Origin of the sequence: Rhodobaculum claviforme, assembly GCF_016653255.1 — a bacterium.
GTDB classification, from domain to species: domain Bacteria; phylum Pseudomonadota; class Alphaproteobacteria; order Rhodobacterales; family Rhodobacteraceae; genus Rhodobaculum; species Rhodobaculum claviforme.
Map to the genome: position 1 here is coordinate 16,345 of NZ_NHSD01000292.1, position 19,708 is coordinate 36,052.

14 protein-coding genes are annotated in these 19,708 nt (G+C 69.7%); 1 reads left to right on the plus strand and 13 read right to left on the minus strand.

Features of this window, described 5'->3' with window-relative positions; all coding sequences use genetic code 11:
• The first annotated feature begins 21 nt into the window (after positions 1-21).
• Positions 22-1,410 (plus strand): dihydrolipoyl dehydrogenase, encoded by a 1,389-nt coding sequence (gene lpdA / locus CCR87_RS12780; RefSeq protein WP_201157914.1) that lies wholly within the window; start codon positions 22-24, stop codon positions 1,408-1,410.
• 226 nt (positions 1,411-1,636) lie between these two features.
• On the opposite strand, the gene CCR87_RS12785 is transcribed toward lpdA, so the two are convergent.
• The 13 genes from CCR87_RS12785 to CCR87_RS12845 form a co-directional block, all read right to left on the minus strand.
• Positions 1,637-3,313 (minus strand): DNA recombination protein RmuC, encoded by a 1,677-nt coding sequence (locus tag CCR87_RS12785; protein WP_242511998.1) that lies wholly within the window; start codon positions 3,311-3,313, stop codon positions 1,637-1,639.
• A 190-nt stretch (positions 3,314-3,503) separates the two neighbouring features.
• Positions 3,504-4,181, minus strand: a complete 678-nt coding sequence (locus CCR87_RS12790) for an HAD family hydrolase (RefSeq protein ID WP_201157915.1) — start codon at positions 4,179-4,181, stop codon at positions 3,504-3,506.
• On the minus strand, positions 4,178-4,915 hold the full coding sequence (locus CCR87_RS12795; RefSeq protein ID WP_201157916.1) for a 3-deoxy-manno-octulosonate cytidylyltransferase: 738 nt from the start codon (positions 4,913-4,915) through the stop codon (positions 4,178-4,180). The genes CCR87_RS12790 and CCR87_RS12795 overlap by 4 nt, the downstream gene beginning before the upstream one ends.
• Positions 4,916-4,917: 2 nt before the next feature.
• Complete coding sequence (locus CCR87_RS12800) at positions 4,918-6,540, minus strand: aldolase catalytic domain-containing protein (protein ID WP_201157917.1); 1,623 nt, start codon at positions 6,538-6,540, stop codon at positions 4,918-4,920.
• Between the two features lie 56 nt (positions 6,541-6,596).
• The gene (locus tag CCR87_RS12805) at positions 6,597-7,919 is read right to left on the minus strand and encodes a hypothetical protein (protein ID WP_201157918.1); all 1,323 of its coding nucleotides are present in this window, start codon (positions 7,917-7,919) and stop codon (positions 6,597-6,599) included.
• A gap of 14 nt (positions 7,920-7,933) precedes the next feature.
• A complete protein-coding gene (locus CCR87_RS12810) occupies positions 7,934-9,235 on the minus strand; it encodes a hypothetical protein (protein WP_201157919.1) in 1,302 nt (433 codons plus the stop codon).
• Positions 9,236-9,511: 276 nt separating this feature from the next.
• Positions 9,512-9,955: a tellurite resistance TerB family protein gene (locus tag CCR87_RS12815; protein ID WP_201157920.1), complete on the minus strand. Its 444-nt coding sequence runs from the start codon at positions 9,953-9,955 to the stop codon at positions 9,512-9,514.
• Positions 9,956-10,044: 89 nt separating this feature from the next.
• On the minus strand, positions 10,045-11,670 hold the full coding sequence (gene pgi, locus CCR87_RS12820) for a glucose-6-phosphate isomerase (RefSeq protein ID WP_201157928.1): 1,626 nt from the start codon (positions 11,668-11,670) through the stop codon (positions 10,045-10,047).
• 912 nt (positions 11,671-12,582) lie between these two features.
• Complete coding sequence (locus CCR87_RS12825; protein ID WP_207186636.1) at positions 12,583-13,368, minus strand: VPLPA-CTERM sorting domain-containing protein; 786 nt, start codon at positions 13,366-13,368, stop codon at positions 12,583-12,585.
• Between the two features lie 388 nt (positions 13,369-13,756).
• Entirely contained in the window at positions 13,757-13,894 is a 138-nt protein-coding gene (locus CCR87_RS12830; RefSeq protein WP_201157922.1) for a hypothetical protein, read from the minus strand.
• A gap of 203 nt (positions 13,895-14,097) precedes the next feature.
• Positions 14,098-14,901: a 3-hydroxybutyrate dehydrogenase gene (locus tag CCR87_RS12835; RefSeq protein ID WP_201157923.1), complete on the minus strand. Its 804-nt coding sequence runs from the start codon at positions 14,899-14,901 to the stop codon at positions 14,098-14,100.
• Positions 14,898-16,424: an AMP-binding protein gene (locus tag CCR87_RS12840; RefSeq protein WP_201157924.1), complete on the minus strand. Its 1,527-nt coding sequence runs from the start codon at positions 16,422-16,424 to the stop codon at positions 14,898-14,900. Before CCR87_RS12840 ends, CCR87_RS12835 begins: the two co-directional genes overlap by 4 nt.
• 54 nt (positions 16,425-16,478) lie before the next feature.
• On the minus strand, positions 16,479-19,708 hold a 3,230-nt coding region (locus tag CCR87_RS12845), incomplete at its 5' end, for a PAS domain S-box protein (RefSeq protein WP_201157925.1).

The following is a 19,708-nucleotide window of genomic DNA, read 5'->3' on the forward strand; positions in this document are numbered from 1 at the left end:
CCCCCGAAAGGAAGGCCCCCAATGGCAAGCTATGACGTGATCTTCATCGGCTCCGGCCCCGGCGGCTATGTCGGCGCCATCCGCGCAGCCCAGCTGGGCCTGCGCACCGCCTGCGTGGAGGGGCGCGAGACGCTGGGCGGCACCTGCCTGAACGTGGGCTGCATCCCCTCCAAGGCGCTGCTGCACGCCACCCACATGCTGCACGAGGCCGAGCACAACTTCGCCGAGATGGGCCTTGGCGGCGGCAAGCCCAAGGTCGACTGGGGCAAGATGCAGTCCTACAAGGACGACGTCATCGCCCAGAACACCAAGGGGATCGAGTTCCTGTTCAAGAAGAACAAGGTGGACTGGATCAAGGGCTGGGCCTCCATCCCCGCGCCGGGCAAGGTGAAGGTCGGCGACGACGTGCACGAGGCCCGGGCCATCGTGATCGCCTCGGGCTCCGAATCCGCCTCCCTTCCGGGGGTGGAGGTCGACGAGAAGGTCGTGGTCACCTCCACCGGCGCGCTGGAGCTGGGCCGCATCCCCAAGCGGCTGGCGGTGATCGGCGGCGGCGTGATCGGGCTGGAGATGGGCTCGGTCTATGCCCGCCTGGGGGCGCAGGTGACGGTGCTGGAGTACCTCGACCGGCTGATCCCCGGCAACGACATGGAGGTCGCGCGGACCTTCCAGCGCATCCTGAAGAAGCAGGGGATGGAGTTCATCCTCGGCGCCGCCGTGCAGGGGGTGGAGGCCACCAGGACCAAGGCCAAGGTCAGCTACACCCTGAAGAAGGACGACAGCGCCCAGACGCTGGAGGCCGATGTGGTGCTGCTCGCCACCGGGCGTCGTCCCTTCACCGACGGGCTGGGGCTGGACACACTGGGCGTGACCCTGTCCAAGCGCAGACAGGTGGAGGTCGATGGCCGCTACGAGACCTCGGTCAAGGGCGTCTACGCCATCGGCGACGCCATCACCGGCCCGATGCTCGCGCACAAGGCCGAGGATGAGGGCTACGCCGTGGCCGAGATCCTCGCGGGCCAGGCGGGCCATGTGAACTACGCCACCATCCCCGGCGTGATCTACACCCACCCCGAGGTCGCGAGCGTGGGCGAGACCGAGGAGACGCTGAAGGAGGCCGGGCGCGCCTACAAGGTCGGCAAGTTCAGTTTCATGGGCAATGGCCGGGCCAAGGCCAACTTCGCCGCCGACGGCTTCGTCAAGATCCTGGCTGACAAGGACACCGACCGCATCCTGGGCGCCCACATCATCGGCCCGATGGCGGGCGACCTGATCCACGAGATCTGCGTCGCGATGGAGTTCGGCGCCGCGGCCGAGGATCTTGCCCGCACCTGCCATGCCCACCCCACCTACTCCGAAGCGGTGCGCGAGGCGGCGCTGGCCTGCGGCGACGGGGCGCTGCACGCCTGATCCACAGGCGCCCGGCCGCGGTTTCCATCCGCACGCGCAGGGGGCCGCCACCCCGGGGCAGGCGGCCGCAACCGGGTGGTTACCGCTTACTACCATCGACGCGATGATGGCCGAGCTGCGCCGCAGCGACCGGCGGCAGATGGACGCGACCACCATGCCGGTGCTGGCCCCCGGCACGGGTGGGGGCGCAGACACAAAATGGCCTGTCCCGCCATGACAGGATCCATCACCTGTCGGCTTTCCTGTCGAACTTCGGGGGATCGGTTTCGGGGTCCGCGGCGAGGGTGCCCGGGGGGGCGGTGTCCTCGAACTCGGTGGCGATGGTCTTGGTGGCCTTGGCGCCCAGCGTCTTGAGGGTCTCCACCTGCGACAGCAGGTTGCCGCGCCCGCGCGACAGCTGCCCCAGCGCGTCGCCATAGGCCGCCTGCGCCTGGTCGAGGCGCTTGCCCACCGTCTCCATGTTTTCCAGAAATCCCACCAGCTTGTCATAGAGCTTGCCGGCCCGGTCCGCGATCGCCTCGGCGTTGCGGTTGCGCCGCTCCACGGCCCAGACATGGGCCACCGTGCGCAGCGCCATCATCAGCGTGGTGGGCGTGGCGATGGTGATGTGGCGCTCCAGCGCAAAGCCGGTCAGCCCGCCGTCCTCGCGCAGCGCCTCCGACAGCGCGCCCTCGATGGGCACGAACATGATGACATAGTCGACCGAGGCGTCCTCGGCGCGCTGATAGCCCTTGGCCGACAGTCCGGTGATGTGGGCGCGCAGGGCCGCAACATGGCGCTTGCGGTGGCCGGCGGCCTCGGCCGCGTCCTCGGCGTTCACGGCGGCGGCATAGTCGTTCAGCGAGACCTTGGAATCGATCACCAGCGTGCGGTCGCCGGGGATGCGCACCACCACGTCGGGGCGCAGGCGGGCGCCCTCGTCGTCGGTGCGGTGGGCCTGGGTCTCGTACTCCTCGCCCTCGCGCAGGCCGCAGCGTTCGAGGATGCTCTCGAGGATCATCTCCCCCCAGGCGCCCTGCCGCTGCCGGTCGCCCTTGAGCGCGCGCGTCAGCGCCATCGCCTCGTGCGAGACCTCCTCGGAGCGTTTCGACAGCGCGGCGATCTCGGCCTTCAGGCGCTCGCGGTCCCGCGCGGTCTCGGTGTGGACGGCGCGCAGTTCCTTCTCGAAATGGCCGACATGTTCCTTCAGCGGCGTCAGCGTCGCCTCCAGCCGGGCAAAGCTGGTGTTGGAGAACACCTCCGCCTGGGTCTTCAGCGCGGCATCGGCGAGGTCGCGGAAACGCGCCTGCATGTCCTCGCGCACCGACGACAGCAGCGCCACCTTTTCGGCGCCACGGGCCTGTTCGCTCTCCAGCTCCTGGGTCAGCCCGGCGATGCGGGCCTGCAACGCGCGCTGCGCGGCCTGCTCGGCCTCCAGCCGACCGCGCAGCCCGGCGATGGCGGACTCGCGCGCCTCGGCCTCGGTGCGCCGCTCGGCCAGGCGGCGCTCGGCACTCTCGAGCCGGGCATCGAGGGCGGCGGCGCGCGCGGTCAGGTCCCGCTCGGTCACGGTGGCAGCCCGCAAGCTGCCCTCCAGCCCCTCCGCCCGGGCCGTGAGCGCCGCAAGGTCATCGGCGCGCGCGGCGGCGTTGGCCTCGGCGGCCTCGGCCCGGCGGGTGGTGGCCTCCAGATCGGCCAGCCGCGCCATCAGGTCGGCGCGCAGCAGCGCCTCGCGCCGGGTCCGCGCGCGCAGCACCGCCCAGACCACGGCCAGCACCAGCGCGGCCAGCAGCCCCGCCGCGACCTGCACCGCTGGCCCCAGCGCGCGCAGCCCCTCCGCCAGCGCGACCGCCTCGGCCAGGGTGGCATCGGCCAGGGCGCGCAGTTCCTCGGGGGTGGGAGCCTGCCAGGGGGCGTCGGTCATGCCCGGCGGCCCCGGACCGCCCCACGGTGCGGCCGGCCATCGCCACGCCCGCGCCGAGGCGGCCGGGTCCTGGGATCGGGGGACACCGTCGGCATCGGGCGCGGCGCGGGTGCAAAGGGATCATGCGGCATGGTCATCGGCGGCGACCATGGACCGGATCGCCGCCGGATTGAAGACCCGAGGTCCGCAGTCAGGCCGGACCTGCCCCGCCCAACAGATCCGACAGCCCCGCCACGCAGGCCAGCCGGTGTTCGGCAACAAAGCCGCGCCAGTCCGCCACCTCGGACCAGCCCGAGACGAAGGTAAAATCCAGCCCGGCACCGGCCGCCGCCTCAAAGTCCAGCCGACTGTCGCCAAGAAACAGCGCCGGGCGGCGGATGTTGCCCGCCGCAAGCTCACGGGCGAGGATCGCCGCCTTGGTGTCCGGGCTGCCGAAGATCCCGCCGTCGAAGTGCCGGTCCAGACCCCGCGCCGCAAACACCTCGCGCAGCTCCGCCTGGTCGCCGCCCGACACGATCAGCCAACGCACCCCCGGCGTCGCCGCCCGCAGCTCTGCCAGCCCCGGCGCCACACCGCAGGTCATCAACCCGTCGCGCACCGCCCCGGCATATGCGTCAAGCAACCCCTCCAGCCCCGGCCCGCAGCCGCCGGGCGCATGCTCTGGCACCAGCGCATCGAGGAAATGCCGGAACTTGACATACCGCGACACCCCTCCGTGCGCGATATGATACGCCACCAGCGCATCAGCCGCCGCTTCCCCCCACGGCAGCGCCGCGCGCCGGAATGCCTCCGTCTTCAGCCGATTGGAGTCGAGGACGACGCCGTCGCAATCGAAGACGAGGGTCGCGTAGTGGCCATGCGCAATCAACTGAGGCGTTCCCGCAACAATGCCTCGACTGGGGATACGTCCGCGGGAACATCAACTGCAAGGCTACCCGGCTTGCATTGGAACATCAAAACCTTTCGTTCGATCTCCAAAAAACGAAGGATCTCGATGTCTTCGCACTTTTCCAAATAACTCTTTCGGCCGAACGCCGCATATTCCATGAGCTCCTGCCGGGTGAAACCATAGATGCACACCTGCTTCTTGAACCTGTCCGGCGCATTCGTCGCATCCTTGAACCCCGGCAAAGCCACGCGCGACATGTAAACCAGATCGTCCGACTCGTTGGTGATGACTTTCGGAATATTCACGGACGCCGGGTCTTCATCAGAGCCAACCCAGCAGTATCCGTTCACAACCTTCTCAAGGTTGTTCGACTTTATCGCAATACAGCGTCGGATGTCCGCAGGATCCACAATCGGCTCGTCGCCCTGCACATTGACATAGATGTCATAATCGATCTTCTGTGCGGCTTCGGCAACACGGTCCGTGCCGGTCAGGGCGGATGCACTTGTCATCAGCGCAGCGAATCCGGATGCGCGCACCACCTCAGCGATCCGCTCATCCTCCGTGGCAACATAGACATGATCCTGCCCGACAGCTCTTGCCGAGAGTTCGGCAACCCACAGGATCATCGGCTTGCCCAGCAATGATATCAGCGGCTTTCCGGGAAAGCGGGACGAGGCATATCGTGCAGGTATGATTACACATGCAGTCATGGTCACATACCGTACAGGCTGAGCGCGGGAAGATTTCCGTAAGCGCTTGGCGTTATCGAAAACACCGGACCCGTGAATTCGGAATTCACGAACTTGAGCAGCATGTCATCGACCTCATCATTGCGGCGGTCGCTGGCGGGATAGCCGTCGAAGCCTGCCATCAGGATACGCGAAGCTTGACCGCTGGCCGCGACAGACAGCGCGTAGGACAGAACCAGAGAGTTGGGCGCAACGCAGTGCGTCGCGTGGAACTCGAACCGGCCAGGCTCGATACCGATCCCGAAATCCAGAAGCTCCTTGTCGCCGAACTCGGCCCGGAGGGTTTCGGGCAGCATGGAGGCCGGGGTGATCAGCGGTTGCGGAAGCGCCGCGTGGGCCTCGGCGTCGGCGAGAAGACGGACCGGGTGGCAGGCAATGCGCAGGTCGATCAGCGCGGGATCGATGGCCGACTGGGTGTTGAGCGCCAGCACCAGCGGCCGGGCGCGGCGGATATAGGCCTCCAGCGCAGGGCGATGCGCGGCCACGCCCGGCCCGGTGCCCAAGATCAGCACGTCGCGGCCGGCCATGACCTCGGACGGGGCCCAGCTGCCACGCGGCGCGCCGCTGTAGAACTGCCGCGCGCCGTCGAGGGTGTTGAAGCTGAACTTCTTGCCGCCCTCGGCGCGCAGATGGTCGATCACGGCAAGGATGTCCTCCTCGTCATAGCGCGCGTCGCCCAGCATTTCCTGGATATAGGTGGGATGGATGCCGTACTTTCCGGCAAGGAAGTAATACGGGTTGGTGCCCCAGCCGTACTGCGCCTTCATCGGGCCGAAGTGCTTGCGGATCAGGCCCATCAGCGGCACGAGATTGGCGCGCCGGTTGCGCAGGCCCTCCGCCTCGATCGCCAGTTCCTCGGTGCGGGCGTTGCCCGGGCCGCGCCCCATCCCGGTGACGGTGGCATCGAGCCAGGTGACGCCCTCGGCCGCGGCACGCAGCGTGTTGGACAGCGCAAGCCCCATGTTGTCGTGGGTGTGGATGCCCAGCGGCCCCTCCCACCCGTCGCGCAGCCAGCCGACGATGCGGGCGGTGTCGTCGGGCGTCATGGAGCCCATGGAGTCGGCAAAATACAGCACCTCCACCGGCCAGTCGCGGGACATTTTCGCAAGCTCGGCGACCTGCGTTCGCGAGCGGTCGGCGATCTGCATCAGGTTCAGCCCGACCCGGTAGCCGCGCTCGTGCAGCCAGCCGACGGCGGGCAGAACCGTCTCCAGCTCATGGAAATGGCAGGCAAAGCGGACCAGATCGACCGGCGTGGATGCGGCCGGTTCGGGAAACAGCCTCTGCAGCGCGGCGCCCCGGCCCAAGTCGGTGCACAGATCCGCCCCGTTGAGCATCACCCCCACCGTCAGCCCCGGTGGGATCGGCAGGCTGCGCAGGAAGTCATCGGTGGTGAAGGCGCAGGGCCCCTTGAACCCCTCGTTGCGCAGAAAACGGAACCCCAGCTCCACCACATCCACCTGCGCGGCCCGCATGGCCCCGAGGTACTGTGTGATCAGCGCGGGCGAGAAATCCCAGGCGTTGTAGTATCCGCCGTCCCGGAATGTGCAGTCAAGAAGCGTGCCGCCAGTCATATTGATTGTCATTTCCCTCAAGAGAATGATGCCGTGGATTTCACGATCACCGCATCAGTGCACCACTGTCAAGCCGAGCCACCACCGCAGCAATCGACGACGGGACCTTGGGGCCAAACCCGATAGGCATCTTCAAGCGCCTCCGCGTATGCGCTGAACGGCGCAGATACAATTGCATCAAGCATCGAGTCGTATACAACGGAATCGTAACCATGAAAGGCCTTGTAGATAGAGTACTGCTGACTCGGTTCATGATCTCCAAAAACCATTAGCGTCGCCCACGACTGTGTCTGCCATTGCGCAGCATCCTTTGAAAGGTGAGATTTCTGGTAGTTGCTCGGCAGATAACCGACCGGGTACGCTGGGTTGAGAAAAAGATCGACATTTGTGACGAAGAGCCGGTTCAGATCGCATGCCAAGAGCCAGATCAGAAACTCCGTTCCTCCGTTCAGGAAACCAAGTCCAAACCTCTCTCGCACCTTGGAGCAGGCAACCCTGCACTCTGGCGTGAACTGTGCCTCCAAAACACCGAGGCCTCGCTTGGTGACAACCGCCAGGTCAACATCGTTAAATCTTTCGGTTAACCCTTCAGCAATCATTGCGCGAATTTTGTATGGCCGGTAGAAGGATACGTGCCTGCCTTCAACGAGCCTGGCGAGGGAGCCGGCTCCAGAGTAACCGATGGTGCCAACCACGTCACAAGGTGTACCAGCCAGATTGGACTCCCTCCTCGACGGCCCCTGTAGCAGCACCGACAAGCCGCTCAGAGAGGCCTCGTGTTCCCCGCATGGCAGTCTTTCCGAATCAACAAAAACGCGCAGCTTGACCAACATGTCAGAGCATCGAAGCAATTCGATGCGGTCCTGAACTTGCCTGTCAAGGCCATCCTCCCAAAGCTCGGGACGCGAAAAAAGGCGGCGGCTGTAGTCATTGGCAGAAACCTCAAGGAGCAAAGCGTCAAGCTCCCAGCCTTGCTTCGCCGGGCTCCGAAATCTCTGCTGCACGAGCTTGATCAGCAGAAGGCCTCGCAGGGCTCCTCCCAACCGAAGGCAACCCAAGCGGTTGAAGGCCCTTGCGGCATCGTTCAGATGTACATCCTTGTAGGAATTGAGCTTCCGCAAGATCGAGCTCGGGATTGAATCCACCAGATCGACGCCACTTATGCTTCCCCTCCGCAACCGCTCGTCAAGCCGCATGAGGCAGCCAACCTCGGGCGAGATTCGAACCAAGTGGTCAAGGTATTGCAACGCCCGAGGTGAATCGGCTTTTGCCAGATAGAAGGAAATCATCCGCATCGGCGATGGCGCCAATCGGGCCACAAGCGCCAGCGGCAGCCGATAGGCCAGGTCCATAGCCAGACCCTTGAGCCTCCATTGCAACCAGGCCAGCATTCAGAAGGACCCCCTCACGCCTCGGCCCGACCGCGCCAAACTCGATAGCCGTCCTCAAGCGCGCTCGCGTAGGCGCTGAATGGTTTCTCCACGATCGCATCGAGTATGCCATCGTACGCCACCTCGCGATGCGGATGAAACGCCCTGTAGATCGCGAACTGCTGGCTGGGCTCATGGTAGCCGAAGCTCTTCAACTGCGACCACTCCTCCATCTGCCAGCCTGGCCCGTCACGGGAGGCTTGCGCCTTGCCGCCGGCCAGGTAACCGGGGGGATAGGTTCGGTTCAAGAACAGGTCAAGGTGACTGACAGAAACCGAGGAAGCGCCGCAGTTCAACATCCAGACAAACAGTTCCGTGCCCGCATTCATCTGGGAGTTCAGGGACGCCCAGCGCACATTCGTCAAACTGGCTCCATATTTCTCGATCAGGTCCGCATAAAACGCACGTTCTTGGCGCAGGTCCTCCGGGTTGAGCACCGGAACCTGCACGTCCGCCATGTGATGCAGCAGTCCGTCCCCGCGCATCGCCGCGATCTTGTGCTTCTTGTATAGCGACACACCAATGCTGTCGACCGGGCGGGCCAGCGAGCCAGGTCCGGAGTAGCCGACGACGCATGTCAGATCGGCCGGCGTATCGTCCAGATCGGAGGAACGGCTCGACGGACCCTGGAACCGAAGGCTGCGGCCGGCCATGCGCGCGCGCAACGCCGGCATGGCGGGGCTGTCCTGGCCCACGAGAACCGAGACCTTGCGCGCCAGGCTCCAGCCGGCGACCGCTTGCAGTTCTTCCTGAAGCGCCGTGCGGCAGGCCTCTGGCATCACCTCCGGGCGGGCCATGAACCGCGCGCAGTGATCGTTGGCCGCGATCTCCAGAAGTACTGCCTCGTGCTGCCATCCGCGGTCCTCGCCGGAGGCAATGTTCGCAGCGGCAACCCGCAAAAGCACGAGCGCCCTCAGTGCCCCCCCCAGCCGCAGGCACCCGAGCGCGTTGAACGCCTTGGCAGCATGCCGGAGAGGCGCAATCCCGGTGGTGACGAAAGCCTGCAACACCGGGATTGGCATCGCGTCGGCGATTGCATCGGCAGGGATGGCCCCGGACTGCAGCTGTTCGTCGATGCGCAGAAGGGCAGCTATCTCGGGACTGGTCGCGGCGAGCCGCTTGAGGCACCGCACCGCCGCGGCCGGATCGTCCCGCGTCAGGAGAAGCGACACCAGCCAGACGGGCGACGGAGTAATCCGCATCGCCAGCGATGCAGGAAGCCGAGGCACGACCGACATCGCGACTCCCATGCCGAGGCGCTTCAGGCGAACGGTCATGACGTCATCCCTTCCGTGGCGCCACTCCCGCAGGCGTCTGCCGGTGGCGTGGCCCTTATGCCATCCTCCGCACCGCACATGATGTCAAGTTGTCCGGCGCCCCGGTCGCGGGTCCTGGGGGCGAACGGCCAGAACCTTGCGCAAGGCCCTCGGATCCGGTTCTCTGCAAGCGTCCTGTGCGCCGAAACACGAACGGGGCGGCGCAGCAGCCGAGAGCCATGGGACCGGGAAAGGATCAGCGCCTCGGTGGTCCCTGCCCCGCGCGGAGCTGGTGCCTTACGCCATCCGCTCGGCCACGCGCTGGCGGGCCAGCGCGCTGTCGCGATCGGAGAACCCCAGCAGGTCCGCCACAAGGCGCATGAACCCGTCCTCCTCGTGGTCGCGCGCGCCGTCGGACAGGATCACCTCCCACAGCATCTCCAGCTCGGCCGCGCGATCTTCCAGTGCGGTTGCCTGCTTGACGGCGCGGGTGAAGCGCACGGTGTCGGGCGCCTCGCTCTCCAGACCTTCGGCGCGGGCGCGCAGGGCGGCGGCGTCATCCGCCCCGAAGCCGTAGCGACGCGCGAGGGCGGCATCGATGGCAACCACCTGTGCGGGGTCATAATCGCCGTTGACGCGCGCCGCCCGCACCAGCAGGGCCGCCAGCGCCAGCCGGGCATCGGCTTGCGGCAGGGGCATGGGATCGGGCCGGATCAGCCGGCGCAGGAATGTCTCGAACATGGGCGGGCAGATAGGCGACCTGCGCAGCGATGCCAAGAGGCCGCCCCATCACACCGGCTTCACCACAGCGGCTTCGGCACCCGCGCCCATCATCCCGGGGCGACACCATCCGCGCGCACCATCGCCACCAGCCGCAGGGTGGAGGCGTCGTGCGCGCCGCCCTCGGCCGTCCCCTCCAGCAGCGGCGTCAGGCTGACGGCCAGCTCCTTGCCCAGCTCCACGCCCCATTGATCGAACGGGTTGATGCCGAGGATCACGCCCTCCACGAACACCCGATGCTCATAAAGGGCCAGGACGGCCCCCAGCATCCGCGGCGTCAGCCGGGAATACAGCAGCACCGTCGAGGGCCGGTTGCCGGGAAACACCCGGTGGCGGGCCTGGCGCTCCAGCTCGGCACCGCCCAGGGCTGCGGCCGACAGCCCGGCGCGCGCCGCCTCCAGCGTGCGCCCCCGCATCAGCGCCTCGGCCTGCGCCAGGCAGTTGGCGACCAGCAGGCGGTGGTGATGCGCCAGATCCGCCTCGTGACCGCGCGCGGCCAGCAGGAACTCCACCGGCACGACGCGCGTGCCCTGATGGATCAACTGCATGAAGGCGTGCTGGCCATTGGTTCCCGGCTCCCCCCACACGATCGGCCCCGAGGGACGATCGAGGTCGCGCCCGTCCATCCCCACGCGCTTGCCGTTCGACTCCATCTCCAGCTGCTGCAGATACGCCGGAAGCCGCGCCAGCCGTTGATCATAGGGGATGACCGCGCGGGTCGCATGCCCGCAGACCTGCGCATGCCACACCCCCACCAGCGCCAGCAGCACCGGCATGCTGGACGCCAGCGGGGCGCTGCGGAAATGCGCGTCCATCGCCGCCGCCCCCGCAAGGAAGTCGCGGAACCGCTCCGGCCCGATGGCCAGCATCAGCGACAACCCGATCGGCCCCCAGACCGAGTAGCGCCCGCCGACCCAGTCCTCGAAGCCGAACACCCGATCGGGCGGGATGCCGAACGCCGCCGCGCGGTCCCCGGCCGACGACAGCGCCACGAACTGCGCCCCCGGATCGGCCACGGCGCGGGCCATCCAGTCGCGTGCGGTGGCGGCGTTGGTCATCGTCTCCAGCGTGGTGAAGGTCTTGGAGGCCACGATCACCAGTGTCCGCGCCGGGTCCAGCCCCGCCAGCACGTCATGCACATGCGCCCCGTCCACGTTCGAGACGAAATGACACCGCGGCCCGTCGTGGTACGGCGCCAGCGCCTGCACCGCCATCGCAGGCCCGAGGTCCGATCCGCCGATCCCGATATTGACCACATCCGTGATCGCCCCGCCCGCCCCGCGGACCCGGCCCGCGCGCACATCGGCGGCCATCGCCTCCATCCGCGCCAGCGTCCCGGCGATGCCCGGGCGCACATCCACCCCGTCGACCACCAGCGGCGGCCCGTCGGGATCACGCAACGCGGTGTGCAGCACCGCCCGGCCCTCGGTCTCGTTGATCGCGGCGCCCCGGAACATCGCGTCCCGGCGCGCCTCCACCCCGGCGCCATCGGCCAGCGCCAGAAGATGCGCCATCCCCTGCGCACACACCCCGGTCTTGGAGTAATCGAGCATCAGCCCGGCCGCGCTGACCGAGAACGCCTCGGCGCGCGCCGGATCGGCGTCGAACAGCGCCGCGATGGGGCGCGCGGCCACCCGGTCGCGGTATTGCTCCAGTGCCCGCCACAGCGGCGCCAGATCCGCATCGTGCCCGCCCGGTGCCCGCCCCGTTGTCCGCTCCGCCACGCGCTGCCTCCCTGCATTCAGATGGAACCGTAGCCCACGGTAGTGCAAACCCCGCGCCGACGGTAGCCGTGTTGCCCCGAGTGCCGCGAGGCCAAAGGACCCGCAGCGTGCCGCCCCCCGCCCAGGGAGCGCCCGCGCCGCCTCCGGCCCCATCGGTGCCAGGCAGGTCCGCCATCGCCCTCGGCGCTGGCGTCGGCCCGGACACGGGGGCCGTCCGCCGGTCGGCGCCAGGCGCTGCCGTCCATGTCGGGGCGTTCATGTCCCGCGGAAAAGACAGCCAGGCGCCATGGCCGCCGATGCGCGCCGGGCGTTCGGGGACCGACCCGCGACGGCGCCATGCGGCCCCCCCCGGCACCATCCCCGGCACTGTGCAGCTTCCGGGCATCGATGATCTGACCGACAGCCTCCTCCACGCCACCCGCCTGACGCGCATGCGGCGGGGCGCGATGAGTTCCGAAGCATATCTTATACAAATATATCAGGGATATCCGCGCCCACACTGCACCTCGGCACACCCTCCGATCAGCTTCTGAGCGGCATCCGCGCCACGACGCCGCCGGCCCCGTGGCGAGAGCACGGCTGCCTCCGGCAGGCGGCAAGCCATGCCCTGGGGGCCGCCGCGGCCTGCGGGCGCGAAAACCGGCGCGGGGGCAATGGCGGCTGGCGGCGGGAGCGGGACCGTGCAGCCGTGGTGCCGGAGCTGAGGTCGATTACCTCCCTCGCAACCCCCCACCGTCCCTGACGACCGACCCCACGCGCTCCCGCGAAGTCTCAGCGGTCCCCGGCTGTCACGGCAGCAGACCTGGTCCAACAGCCGTCGGGTGGTCCACACACCGCCACGGGACCCGCGAGCGCCGACCCCGATCAGACCACCGCGCGCCGCCGCCCGAGCCAGCCCAGCCCCGCAACCCCGCTCAGCAGCAGCCATCCGGCGGCCGGCAGCGGGATGACACTGCTCGGCGGCCCCCCCGACAGCGTCTCCAGATCGGTCAGCTTGAAATTGACATTCAGGTTGGATCCGCAGGGGCAGGCCAGATCGGGGTCCCAGCTGAAGCGGATCGAGCCCGCCAGCGTCCAGTCCGCGCTCCAGTCCACGTCCGACACCTGAACATAGCCCGCCCCGGTCGACCCCGGCGCGGACGAGGTCAGGTCGGGCAGGTCGTGCACACCAACCGCACCCCCGCCCGGCGCGGCCCCCGTCACTGTCATGTCGAACAGCTTCACGCCCTCGAACCCCTCCTGTGCGGTGCGGGTGCGGAGGAACATCGACGACATGCCGCCCAGGTCGACCCCCGTCGCCGTCGAGACCACCTGCGTCGCCCCCGCCGCACCGACCGCAAGGGTCAGGGTGCCGCCGCTGAAGGAAAACACGAACGCCTGCGCCGCGCCGTTGCCCCAGGCATAATTGCGCGTGCTGACGGGCGATCCGGGCGGGTTCTGCACGCCGACCTCCCATGTCTGGGCGCCACCGACAGCCCCGGTCCGCATTTCACCGACGGCAAACTCGCAGGCCTGATTGCCGGTTCCGACCGCGTTGCCCGCCGCGCACAGCGCATTGAAGGCGCCATCCCCCCCGGACAGCGTCCGCAAGGTCGCGCCATTGGCCGCCGCGGCCGAAAGCACCAGCGCCGCCACGAGCGGGGCTGCCAAAGCGGTCCGTGCCTTGTGATCCATCACCGCGCCACTCCCTCCGATGTTTCGGCGGCCGGGCGGCCACCACGGAGGGTGTCATAGCTGCCGCGGCGGGCACGCGGGGGTGCGCAGACGGCGATCGGCGGCGCCCTTCGGGTGATCGGCCTCTCCGTTCGGATGGCGGCCCGGCGCCGACGGCGGATCCGCGGCCCGGCCACCGCGCCGCGCGGCCCCGACCCGGTCGCGGACTGTCGCCGGGGGACCCGGCCCGCCCCGGAGCGGGGCGCGCAAGGGTCCCGATCCGGCACGACACCGGCCCCGCACGGGCGCAGCCGCCAGCCACAGGCGCGCTACCGCCCCCCCCCCTGCACCGCCGGGCGGTGCGGGGGCGTGCGGGGGCCGCCGCCTACCGGCTGCGGTCTTTCTTCTCGCCCAGGGTCATCGGTTTCGCCACGCCGGAGTTGGCCGTCGCCAGCACCTTGGGCTTCTCCTGCTTCGGCTTCTTCACTTCCTTGTTTCCGCGCTTGTTGTTGCCTTTGCCCATGACATCCTCGCAGGGTGAATGACCGCACCGGCGACGTGCCGGACGGACCGATCCTCAGGGAAAATCAGGGTTGCCTGACCCGCGTCAGGGCGATGACCTCGATGAGGTGTGCGGAGGGCCGCGCAGGCCCCCCACAAAAGGGACGTGGGGACCCGCCGCGCGCCGCGCAAGGTCGCCCGCAGCCGCGACGGCCGCGCCCGCCATTACTGCGCGGTCCAGCCGCCGTCCACGGGGATCGCCACCCCGGTGATGTTGTGCGCGGCGGGGCTGCACAACCACACCGCCAGCGCCCCCAGATCGGCGGGGCTGGTCATGCGCTGCGAGGGTTGCTTCTCCGACAGCAGATCCGCGATCGCGGCGGTGCGGTCGCCGCCGCGGGCCTTGGCGCGGGCCTCGATCTGCGGCTCGATCAGGGCGGTTTCGGTCCAGCCCGGACAGATGCAGTTCGCCGTCACCCCGCCCGAGGCCGCATCCCCCAGCGCCGCATGCTCCAGCGCCACCACCTTGGTCATGCCCACAAGCCCGTGCTTGGCCGCGACATAGGGCGCCTTTTCCTTCGACGCCACCAGCCCGTGGGTCGAGGCGATGTTGACAACCCGCCCATAGCCCCGCGCGGCCATCCCAGGCAGCGCCGCCTTCATGGTGTGGAAACACGCCGACAGGTTGATGGCGATGATCGCCTCCCACTTGTCGTCGGGCATCTCGGTGGTGGGGGCGGTGTGCTGGATGCCGGCGTTGTTGACGAGGATGTCCACGCCGCCCCAGGCATCGACCGCCGCCATCAGCTCGTGAATGCGCTCGGGGTTGCGCATGTCGCCACCGAAGAACGCCACCTCGGGGCTGCCGGCGGCGCGCACCCGCTCGGTCGCGTCGTGGATCTCCATGTCGCCGGCCAGCCCGTGCAGCGCGATGCGCGCGCCCGCAGCCCCCAGCGCCTCGGCGATGGCCAGCCCGATCCCCGAGGTGGAGCCTGTCACCAGCGCCGTCTTGCCCGTCAGATCCGTCATGCGATGTCCTCCTGTTCGGTCCCGGCGGCCAGCCGGGCGCGCAACTCGGTCTTCAGCACCTTGCCGTAATTGTTCTTTGGAAGGGATGCCACTGCATACCATGCCCTGGGCCGCTTGAACCGGGCCATCCGCTCCAGACAATGCGCCTCCAGCGCCGCGCGGCGCAGCGCCGCGCGGGGCACGAGGAACGCCACCACCTCCTCGCCCCACTCGGGGCTGGGGCGGCCGATGACGGCGGCCTCGGCCACGTCGGGGTGTTCCAGCAGGGCCTCCTCGACCTCGCGGGGATAGATGTTGGTCCCGCCCGAGATGATCACGTCCCGAGAACGGTCGACCAGCGTCAGGTATCCGTCGCCGTCCAGCTGGCCCACGTCGCCGGTCCGCAGCCAACCGTCGCACAGGGTTTTCGCGCTGGCCTCGGGATTGCGCCAGTAGCCGGGCATCACCGGGGCGCCGCGCACCACGATCTCGCCCGCCTCGCCCACCGGCAGCGGCGCGCCCGCGTCATCGATCACCGCGACCTCCGCCAGGCTCTGCGCCCGCCCGACCGAGCCGAGGCGCGCGCGCCAGTCGGGATGGGTGCGGTCCGCGACCTCGGCCCGGCTCAGCGCGGTGATGGCCATCGGGCATTCGCCCTGACCATAGATCTGCACGAAACGCGGGCCGAACCAGTCGACGGCGGCGGTGATGTCGGCCAGATACATCGGCCCGCCGCCATAGACGACGGTGCGCAGCCCCTCGCCCCGCCGCCCCGAGGCGCGCGCGGCCTCCAGCAGCCGGCGCACCATGGTGGGCGCCAGGAACATCGACACCGGGCCGTGGGATGCGGCCAGATCCAGCACCTCGGCCGCGTCGAACCCGCCCGAGGGCGGCACCAGATGCCGCGCCCCCATGCGCACATGGATCGGCGCATAGAGGCCCGCCCCATGGCTCATGGGGGCCGCATACAGCGCGGCGTCCTGCGGCCCCACCGGGTCCACGTCGACGGGATAGCACAGCGACATCGCCGCCAGCATGCCATGCGTGATGCACACCCCCTTGGGCCGCCCCGTGGTGCCCGAGGTGTAGAACAGCCACGCCAGATCGCCCTGCCCCCGCGGCACCACCGGCGCGGGCGGCCCGGCCACCGCCGCCGCCCAGTCGGGACCCGGCAGCGCCATCAGCGGCACCTCGGTCACGCCCGCCAGATCGGGTGCTGCGTCGGGGGCCACCAGCGCCAGCGCCGCGCCGCTGTCGGACAGGATCCACGCCGCCTCGCGCGGATGCAGGCGGGCGTTGACCGGCACCGCCACCGCCCCGGCGGTCCAGATCCCGAACACCGCCACCAGATACTCCGGCCGGTTGCCCGCCAACAGCGCGACCCGGTCGCCGGGCGCGATCCCGCGCGCCGCCAGCGCCCCCGCCAGCGCCCCAGCGGACCGCGCAAAGCCCGCGTAATCCGCCACCTCCCGCGCGCCCGCCATCAGCGCGGGCGCCGTCCCGCGCGTCTGCGCGCTGCGCACCAGCCAGTTCGCGATGTTCACGTCCGTCCCCTCCCGATCCTCCGAAGACCGGCTAGCACGCGGCGGCGGGGGCTGTCACCGCTGCGCGGGCGGGGCGCGGTCCAGCACGCGCAACAGCGTCCGCGCCAGGTCCTCGCGGCGGAACGGCTTGCCGACATGGGCGGCAAAGCCCGCGCCCATGTACTGCGCCACCTGATGGGCCATGGCGTTGGCGGTGATCGCCACCGCGGGCGCGGGTGGCACACCCGCCTCGGCCTCGCGCAGGCGGATCGCGGCCAGCGCGCCCAGACCGTCCAGCCCCGGCATCGAGATGTCCAGCAGGATCAGATCGAACCGCCCCGGCGCCCACGCCTCCACCGCGGCCTGCCCGTCGGGCACCATCGTCACGGCCCCGCCCAGCGCCGACAGCATCGCCTGGAGGATCAGCCGGTTGGTGGCGTTGTCGTCGGCCGCCAGCGCGCGCAGCCCCTCCAGCGGCTGGGCGGGCACGGGGACGGCATCGCGCGGGCCACCCTCGGCCAGCGGCAGCGGCAGCGCGACGCGCACCTGGGTGCCCGCGCCAGGGATGCTGTCGACCGTGATCTGGCCGCCCATCAGCGCCACCAGGCGGCGCACGATGGACATGCCCAGCCCGGTGCCCCCGAACCGGCGGGTCACCGTGCCGTCGGCCTGTTCGAAATCCTCGAAGATGCGCGCCAACTGATCGTCCGTCATGCCGATCCCGGTGTCATGGACGACCACCCGCAGCGGGCCACACCCCCCCTCCAGCGTCACCCGCACGCCGCCCGCCTCGGTGAACTTGACGGCGTTGCCGACCAGGTTGTGCAGCATCTGCTCCACCCGGCCCGGATCGCCCAGCCGCGCGCGCTCGGCGCCGGGGGCGGCCACGACCTCCAGCGACAGATGCTTCTCGGCGGCGCGCAGGGCGTGCATCGCCTCGATCCGCCGTGCCAGATCGGCGGGCACGAAGGCGACCTGCTCCAGCGTAACCTTGCCGGCCTCGATCTTGGACATGTCGAGGACATCGTTGAGCACGCCCAGCAGCATCTCGCCGGATTCGCGGATCACCTCCAGCATGCGGCGGTGGCGCGGCTCGGACAGCTCCTCCTCCAGCACCTGCGCCATCCCGAGGACCCCGTTCAGGGGGGTGCGAATCTCGTGGCTCATGTTGGCCAGGAACCGCGACTTGGCCTCGCTGGCGGCCTCGGCCCGCTCGGCGGCGCTGCGCAGGGCGGCTTCGGTGGCGACCTGTTCGGTGATGTCGGTGATCGCGCAGACCACCCGCGCCTGCAGCCCCTCGGCCAGCAGCGGCGCCGCGTTGACCGACAGCTGCCGCCGGGTGCCGTCGGGCCAGGCGATGGCGAAGCGCACGTCGCGCACCACCCGCCCCTCGGTCATGGCGCGGGTAAAGGGCAGCTCGGCATCGGCCAGCGGCCCGCCGTCGGGGGCGGTGATCTGCCAGCGCGGATCGGCATAGCTGCGCCGGTCCACCGCCGCCGCCGACAAGCCCAGGATCGCCTCGGCCTCGCGGTTGGCATAGATGATGCGCCCGTCGCCATCCAGCGCGGTGATGCCCGAGACATTCGTCTCCATCAGCCGCGACATGTAATCGCGCTCGGCCACCAGCTGCTGCTCCAGCCGCTTGCGCTCGGTGATGTCGAGGTGGATGCCCGCGGTGCGCACCGGCCGGCCGTTGGCGTCGCGCGCCAGCACCCGGCCGCGCGCCAGCAGCCAGACCCAGGCACCGGCCTTGTGGCGCACCCGCACCTCCACGCTGAAGCGATCGGGGCGGCCCTCCAGGTCCATGCCGAACTCCGCCTCCAGCCGGGCGCGGTCGTCGGGGTGCATCAGGGTGCGAAAACCGTGTTCCGGCAGGGGCGCAAGCTCGTCCACGGTGTAGCCCAGCATCTCCGCCCAGCGGTCGTTGATGCGCATGCCGCCGCGCGCGGGATCGGTCTCCCAGGTGCCGGCTTCGGCGGCGTGCAGGATCGCCTCCAGCCGTTCCTCGGCGCGCTTGAGGGCGGTGATGTCCATGTGCACCCCGGCCATCACCTCGGGCTTGCCGTCGGGCGACCAACGCGCCACCCGCCCGCGCGACAGCACCCAGACCCAGTGGCCGTCACGGTGGCGCATGCGCAATTCATACTCGAACTGGTCGATCTCGCGGGCGAACACCCGCGCCAGCCGCGCCTCGGCGCGGGCCAGGTCGTCGGGGTGCACCAGCGCCCGCCACAGATCGATGCCCGAGCGGTCGATCTCGTCGGGGCAATAGCCCACGATCTCGGCCCAGCGCGCGTTGATGCGGTTCTCGCCGCTGGCCAGGTGCCACTCCCAGGTGCCGACCTGCGCGCCGTGGATGATGTCGGCCAGCCGCCGCTCGGCCTCCTTCAGCTCGGTGATGTCGACGCGCATGCCGACGCGGCCGCCGTCGGCGGTGACGCGCTCGATCACCCGCAGCCAGCTGCCGTCGGCCATGCGGTGCTCGCCGCCCGGGCGCCCCTCGCGGTGCGAGGCCAGGCGCTCGGCCAGCCACGCCTCCTCGCGGCCCACGGCGTCGGCGACATCGCCGCTGTGGGCCACCGCCCGGGCAAAGTCCGCGAACTGCACCCCCGGCGAGATCATGTACCCCGACCGCGGATGAAAGGTGCGATAGCGCTCGTTGCACAGCACCAGCCGGTCCTCGGCGTCGAAAAACGCAAACGCGTCCGGCAGCGCCTCCACCGCCATCTCCAGCCGCTCGCGCGCCCGCGTGGCCTCCTGCGCAAGGCGCTCCAGCTTGGCCTCCTGCGCGCGGCGCGCGGTGACGTCGGTGGCCAGCGTGACATGGCCCGTCGTCCGCCCGTCCGAGTCCCGCAGCGGATAGGCGTCGATCTCGGCCCAGAAGGCATCGTCCGTCCGGGTGCGGCACAGCAAGAGCCCGCTGGCCGACGCCCCCTCCAGCAGCGCGCCGCGGATGCGCGCGACCTCGGCCGCGTCGGCCTCGGGGCTTTGCAGGATGCTCTCGGGGAGGTGGCCGCGGACATCCTCCAGCCGCCAGCCGGTGCGCGCCTCAAAGGCCGGGTTGACCCAGTCGATGCGGTGGTCGGTATCGGTGATGACCACCAGATCGCCGGTGCGCCGGGCGATCTGGCTCAGCTGTTCGACCTCGTGGGTGGCGCGCGCGGCGGCGGTGACATCGCGCAGCGCCACCACATGGCCCGGCGCGGCACCGGGGCCGCGCGGGGCGGCTGTCACCTCGACCCACCGCTCGGCGCCGGGGGCGCCCAGCCGGTGGCGCTGCGGCGGTGCCCGCCCCGGCACCCGCG